This is a genomic window from Roseovarius salinarum, from assembly GCF_002834145.1.
Lineage (GTDB): Bacteria > Pseudomonadota > Alphaproteobacteria > Rhodobacterales > Rhodobacteraceae > Roseovarius > Roseovarius salinarum.
The window spans coordinates 1-5,286 of record NZ_PHNT01000035.1 but is presented as its reverse complement, the minus strand read 5'-3'; the positions used below and the strand labels follow the sequence as shown (position 1 = coordinate 5,286).

General features: G+C 56.1%; 5 protein-coding genes and 1 pseudogene. 2 read left to right on the top strand and 4 right to left on the bottom strand.

From position 1 onward, the window contains the following. Positions 1-166: transposase domain-containing protein (locus CEF10_RS16550; RefSeq protein ID WP_198586227.1), on the top strand; the 166-nt coding region annotated here is incomplete at its 5' end. Here the strand turns inward: CEF10_RS16550 and CEF10_RS16545 are convergent. From CEF10_RS16545 to CEF10_RS16980, 3 genes are all read right to left on the bottom strand, one after another. Further along, the gene (locus tag CEF10_RS16545) at positions 120-1,097 is read right to left on the bottom strand and encodes an IS481 family transposase (RefSeq protein WP_101069267.1); all 978 of its coding nucleotides are present in this window, start codon (positions 1,095-1,097) and stop codon (positions 120-122) included. The two genes, CEF10_RS16550 and CEF10_RS16545, sit on opposite strands and share 47 nt — an antisense overlap. Continuing rightward, a complete protein-coding gene (locus CEF10_RS16540; protein ID WP_101069266.1) occupies positions 1,091-1,792 on the bottom strand; it encodes a class I SAM-dependent methyltransferase in 702 nt (233 codons plus the stop codon). Before CEF10_RS16540 ends, CEF10_RS16545 begins: the two co-directional genes overlap by 7 nt. A gap of 285 nt (positions 1,793-2,077) precedes the next feature. Further along, positions 2,078-2,710, bottom strand: coding sequence for a class I SAM-dependent methyltransferase (locus tag CEF10_RS16980; protein WP_157933067.1), 633 nt, complete (start codon positions 2,708-2,710; stop codon positions 2,078-2,080). Positions 2,711-2,954: 244 nt separating this feature from the next. Between CEF10_RS16980 and CEF10_RS16525 the strand changes: the two genes are divergently transcribed. Continuing rightward, positions 2,955-3,713 carry an IS5 family transposase gene (locus CEF10_RS16525; protein ID WP_101069263.1) on the top strand — a complete coding sequence of 253 codons (759 nt, stop codon included), beginning with the start codon at positions 2,955-2,957 and terminating at the stop codon, positions 3,711-3,713. A 168-nt stretch (positions 3,714-3,881) separates the two neighbouring features. Here the strand turns inward: CEF10_RS16525 and CEF10_RS16520 are convergent. Then, positions 3,882-4,847, bottom strand: a pseudogene (locus CEF10_RS16520) (IS481 family transposase); the annotation flags it as partial. Positions 4,848-5,286: the final 439 nt, after the last annotated feature.

Below are 5,286 nucleotides of genomic sequence, written 5' to 3'. Positions count from 1 at the left end.
CGACACCGGCGGCGAAACCCTGGCCCGCGCCATGACGCTCATCGAGACGGCCAAGATGAACGACCTCGACCCGCAAGCCTACCTGGCCGATGTCCTTGACCGCATCCACGATCACAAGATCAACCGCCTCTGTCACATCCCGGAAGGTAGTGTGGCCGTTTCTTGAACAGTTCCGGTTTGATTTTGTACCAGTCCTTCATCGCCTGCAAGGGCGACCTACTGCGCAAGGCTGATTGTGGGAGTTGCTGGTTGTAGAGCCAGACATAGCGGTGCAGCGTGGCCTCCAGCTCCTCGCCTGATCGGAAGTGATGGCTTTGGAGCACCTCCTCGATCCGACCGTTGAACCGTTCGACCATGCCGTTTGTCTGAGGTGATTTTGGCGGGGTCAGGCGGTGCTCGATGTCCAGGTCGGCACAGAGCTTGTCGAACTCGTGCTCGCCCGTCGCAGCACGCTTGCGCAGGCCGAAGAGGCGATCGGTGAACTCTTTTCCATTGTCCGTGAGAACCGTGCGGATGCGGATCGGGCAGGCACGTTCCAGGTCTCGCAGGAAGCGCCGAGCATTCGCCGCAGTCTTTGCCTTGAAGATGCGGATGAAAACCCATCGCGTCGCGCGGTCGATGGCCACGAAGAGGTAGCGCCGCGACGTCTCGTCGGCCATCTGGGGCAGATACTTCACATCGATGTGGATATAGCCGGGCTCGTAAGCCTTGAAGCCGCTGTGCTTGGGCCGCGCCGCCTTTGCCTGCAGATCACGCAGGTTCCCCACCCCATGCCTGCGAAGGCAGCGATCGAGCCCCGAGCGCGAGACGTGCGGGTTCAGGAACTCCCGCACCACCGTCAGCAGGTCATCCAGCGAGACCAGCAGCGTCTTGCGCAGCGCCACGGCCACGGCTTCCTGAGCGGGCGTCAGCGTGGTCTGTAGACGGTGTGGCGTATGGCTGCGATCTTCAACGCTATCACGCTTGCGCCACTTCCAAACAGTTTGCTCTGTCGTCCCGTGGCGCTCCGCAAGAACCCAAGCAGGCTCATCGCTGGCATGTATCGCCGCCCTGATCTTCGGCGTCGTGGTTGCCTGACTATGAAGCTTGATCAGCATGTCGCTCTCCCGTCCCGCGCCTCGGTCACAACCCAGCGTGCCATGAAAAGCGCGGATCGACGAGGGGCTATGTGATCATCCGGGATGGAACACATATACCATTCACTATACTCTCTAAATGAAAGTAAAAGCTTTCCTCGGCAAAAGCCCACAGGAACAAGAGAAACTTCTCTCTCATTCTCGATAAAGTACCTAAAGAAACCCTCCGCCACCCCCGGAAAGCCGGGGTTCATGAAGTCATCCAGAACAATCAACCCACCATGTGAGACTGAGCGATCACAGATCGAGATGTCATTAACCACATCCTTCGCTTGATGCGATCCATCAACATGGCAAAAGCGAATGGGTGACCAATCCTGTTGATACGTTTCGATCGGTATGGCATCAGATCTCGACTTCCGCACCTCTACGCCGTCACTGGCGCCCGTCCTTAGCAAATTCTCTTGCACCAATTCACGTGAGGTTGTCTCAATGTAGAACGGGTCAATTCTGATAACCTTCTCGCTCGGCTGCCGAAATCTTTGCATGAGAGCAAGAAAATGTCCAGTGGCGACACCTATTTCCATGAGATTTCCCTCCAAACCACTTTCGGTCTGTGAGCTCATGATGTACATTAATAGACTAGCTTGCTCTCCATGCAGATAGCTTGGAATTGCACTTCTGATGTCATCGTAGTCATCTAAGAAATAGGGCATTGATAAACTCTTTCTCAATTTATGGACAATTCGGCATCATGATGCGCTACGCAGCGGCTTGTTGCGGTCATCCAGGCGTTCTGATCATCGTTCGCTGATGCGATACATTCGATGGAATGCAATAGCGAGTCATGGGACAGGTGCCTTCAGGGCAGCTCAGCCAGTAGCTCACCGACGCTCGGAACGGTCATCAGCTGGCGGAAAATCGCTTCATCCAGAGCAAACTCACGCGCACTTGTTGGTCGCCTTAAATACGCTCCAAAAACTTCCGAGCCAAGACTGACATCATTTCCAAAGAACCTTCCAATTAGGCAATGATAGCTCACTATCAATCTTGAATTCATGGATCTCCGGCAAGATTTGTTCACAAATTATCTTGATATGCGGCTTGTTAAGCTCCGACTCCGTATAGGCATCGAAGTTGTAGACGCCGTCGTAAAACTCATTCTTCTCGAGGTTTGACCGCGCATTCTCAAGAGTCCATCTATAGTCGTCTACAAGCAGAGCGCCTCCATCCTTCAACAACATTGCGCACACCATCAACGGCGCTGCATCCACATTAAGGGTATGGTGCCCGTCAAAGAAAATTATATCAAACTTACCGGACTTCCGCGCTCTATTCAAAAGGTGTACCAGGCTAAATAGGTACGATCCGCTGCGATCATTGCCAATGAACTCATGGCGATCGAGCTTGACACCATCCTTGCGCAATGCACTTTGATGCATCTCACAGACATCGTGAAAATCCAAGCCAATGTAAGAATAACCGTGCTTCTCTATGAGGCGATGACGCCGAAGCTTAGGATCAGGTCCAAGCCCAACCTCCAAGAAGCGACGCCCTTCACCCTCAGATATAAGATACTCAATGCGTTCGTCTTTTCCCATCTCTACAACTTCCTCAGACTTCACGTTTTTCATTGAGCCTCCTCCGTTTCATATAAATTTTAGAATTGCGCCCCAACAGCACGCTGCTCATAATGCGGCCGTTCAATCTTTTAGTTACCTGCACCCCGCACCCAAAGTCAATGCATAATTAACGCGAAATCGCGAGTGCAGCTTCCCTCTGCCGCCGGAGTCAAAACCTGCTGGAGGCGACTAGGGTCAGGACCCGTTGATCTCCGCTGGGCTGCGTGATTCACCGACCGAAAAGCGAGCGGTGTACATGTCTGACCTCTTCTGGCTGAGCGACGCGCAAATGGCGCGTCTTGAGCCCGATTTTCCAAAGTCCCACGGCAAGCCGCGCGTCGATGATCGACGTGTTCTGAGCGGGATTATCTTCATCAATCGCAATGGGTTGCGTTGGCGTGACGCGCCTGCGGAGTACGGCCCGCACAAGACACTCTACAACCGTTGGAAGGGGTGGAGCGACAAGGGGATCTTCGCGCAGATCATGGCCGGCCTGGCCGCCGAGCATGGCGAGGAGAAGACGGTGATGAACGACGCCACTTATCTGAAGGCACACCGGACCGCGACCAGCCTGGCCGCCAAAAAGGGGGGGCGCGGACGCCTGATTGGCCGAACCAAGGGCGGCATGAACACCAAGCTGCACGCCATCTGCGACAGCCGGGGACGTCCGCTCAACCTGTTCGTCACGGCAGGACAAGTCAGCGACTACATCGGTGCGCAAGCCTTGTTGGGCAGCCTGCCAAATGTTGAATGGCTGCTCGGGGACCTTGGCTACGACGCCGACTGGCTCAGAGAAGCATTGAAAAACAAAGGGATACGCGCCTGCATCCCCGGCCGGAAACAGCGGAAGACACCCGTCAAGTATGACAAGCGCCGCTACAAACGCAGAAACCGGATCGAAATCATGTTCGGCAGGCTCAAGGACTGGCGGCGTGTGGCAACCCGCTACGACCGCTGTCCAAAGGTCTTCCTCTCCGCCATCGCCCTCGCTGCGATAGTCATCTATTGGCTATGAGTCCTGAGCCTAGGGCGGGATATAGTCCATGTCAGATGGAAACTTTCCGATGCGTCGAGCTGCCAAGGTAACAAAATCATTTCCCAAGCTTAACGCGCAGACGCCGTAAGGCGGTGTCAGCAAACCGTGTTGGTTCCTGCTTTGTTCTTGCGGGCCAGTAGGGTAGGTGTCACATCCCGGAAGGTAGTATGGCCGTTTCCTGAACAGCTCTGGCTTGAGTTTGTGCCAGTCTTTCGTCACCTGCAAGGGCGTCTTGCTGCCCAGGGCTGATTGCGGCAGCTGCTGGTTGTAGAGCCAGACGTAGCGGTGCAGCGTGCTCTCCAGCTCCTCGCCGGATCGGAAATGGTGGCTTTGCAGAACCTCCTCGATCCGGCCGTTGAAACGCTCGACCATGCCATTGGTACGGGGTGATTTCGGCGGGGTCAGGCGGTGCTCGATCCCGAGATCGGTGCAAAGCGTGTCGAACTCGTGCTCGCCCGTCGCCGCGCGTTTGCGCAGGCCGAAGAGGCGATCGGTGAACTCCTTGCCGTTGTCGGTGAGGATCGTGCGGATCCGCATCGGGCAGGCGCGCTCCAGGTCGCGCAAAAAGCGCCGCGCATTGGCCGCGGTCTTGGCCTTGAAGATGCGGATGAAGACCCACCGAGTGGCCCGGTCTATCGCCACGAACAGATACCGGCGCGAGTTTTCATCAGCCATCTGAGGCAGATACTTCACGTCGATGTGGATGTAGCCCGGCTCGTAGGCCTTGAAGGCGCTGCGCTTCGGCTGGGGTGTCCTGGCCTTGAGATCCCGCAGGTTGCCGACACCGTGCCGACGCAGACAGCGATCCAGCCCTGAGCGCGAGGCATTCGGGTTCAGGAACTCGCGCACCACCGCCAGCAGGTCGTCCAGCGACACCAGCAGGGTCTTGCGCAGAGCAACGGCGACGGCCTCCTGCGCGGGCGTCAACGTCGTCTGCAATCGGTGCGGCGTGTGGCTGCGGTCGTCCACGCTGTCGCGGTTGCGCCACTTCCACACGGTTTGCTCGGAGGTCCCGTGGCGCTCGGCAACGATCCAGGCCGGTTCATCGCTCGCCTAGATGGCCGCCCTGATCTTCGGTGTGGTCGTGGCCTGGCTGTGAAGCTTGATCAGCATGCCGATCTCCCGTCTCGCACCTCGTTCAGAACAGATCGTGCCATGAAAAGCGCTGATCGACGAGGGGCTATGTGATCATCCGGGATGGAACAGATAATCTTGAAAGTCGCGGTTACGTTCTTTTGAAGGATTATAAACTCTTTCGAGAACTTGCGGATGAGAGAGCTGGCAAGTCTTGGTTTGCACAGTCTGGACTTGTTTTTCTGCGGGACCCGACCAAATTGCAATTGTAATCATCAGAACGCTCCTCCAATCCACGCTCTAAGAATGCTAATTTGGAGGGCTAGCTGTTACATCTAGGTCATGTTGACAAAAGATGGAGCCAGAGGCGGATTGAACCGCCCCGGGTTTCCGAGAGGGTAAAACTCTCAGAGGATGACCGTTATGGAATCGAAGAAGAAGCACACCCCGACATACACGGCCGAGTTCCGCGAGCGCG

Excerpts from the sequence above, each read along its gene's own strand:
- CEF10_RS16545 (WP_101069267.1), bottom strand. The coding sequence starts at position 1,097 with ATGCTGATCAAGCTTCATAGTCAGGCAACCACGACGCCGAAGATCAGG.
- CEF10_RS16540 (WP_101069266.1), bottom strand. The coding sequence starts at position 1,792 with ATGCCCTATTTCTTAGATGACTACGATGACATCAGAAGTGCAATTCCA.
- CEF10_RS16980 (WP_157933067.1), bottom strand. The coding sequence starts at position 2,710 with ATGAAAAACGTGAAGTCTGAGGAAGTTGTAGAGATGGGAAAAGACGAA.
- CEF10_RS16525 (WP_101069263.1), top strand. The coding sequence starts at position 2,955 with ATGTCTGACCTCTTCTGGCTGAGCGACGCGCAAATGGCGCGTCTTGAG.